1 protein-coding gene is annotated in these 746 nt (G+C 45.7%); it reads right to left on the reverse strand.

Going from position 1 to position 746, the window contains the following annotated elements:
• Window positions 1-746: Rib/alpha-like domain-containing protein (locus tag FC32_RS03090; protein WP_268871570.1), on the reverse strand; the 746-nt coding region annotated here is incomplete at both ends.

Here is a 746-nt window from a genome sequence, read left to right on the forward strand (position 1 = left end):
TCGACTGGATCTTTCCATGCATACTTCGTGCCTTCTGGTAAGTCTGTTGGGTTCTTGATTCCTTCCATTGGATCTGGTTGACCACCGATTTCTGTCTTGACTGGTTGGCCTTCCGGTTCGTACTTGTCCGCATCTGTTTGTGGATCTACCACTGTTACCGTTACAAGTACTTCATCGGTTGTTCCATCTGGATAGGTTACCAAAATCGTACCTTCCTTATCGCCTGGTGTCGTTGTGTCAATTGGATCTTTCCAGTCATACTTCGTGCCTTCTGGTAAGTCCGTTGGGTTCTTGATGCCTTCCATTGGGGCTGGTTGACCACCGATTTCAGTTTGAATTGGTTGACCTACTGGCGTGTACTTGTCCGCATTTGTTAAGTTTTCAACTACCGTTACCGTTACTTGGACTTCTTCATTAGAACCGTCTGGATACGTTACGATAATTGTACCTTCTTTGTCTCCAGTCGTCGTTGTATCTACTGGTTCTTTCCATGCATACGTTGTACCTTCTGGCATATCAGTTGGGTTCTTGATTCCTGCTGATGCTTCTGGTTGGCCTCCAATTTCTGTTTGTACTGGTTGGCTTTCCGGTTCATACTTGTCCGCATCTGTTAAGTTTTCAACTACAGTCACCGTTACAGGCACTTCATCGGTTGTTCCATCTGGGTACGTTACAACAATCGTGCCTTCTTTGTCACCGGCTGTTGTTGTATCTACTGGTTCCTTCCATGCATACGTTGTACCTTC

Origin of the sequence: Ligilactobacillus apodemi DSM 16634 = JCM 16172 (assembly GCF_001434405.1) — a bacterium.
GTDB lineage: Bacteria > Bacillota > Bacilli > Lactobacillales > Lactobacillaceae > Ligilactobacillus > Ligilactobacillus apodemi.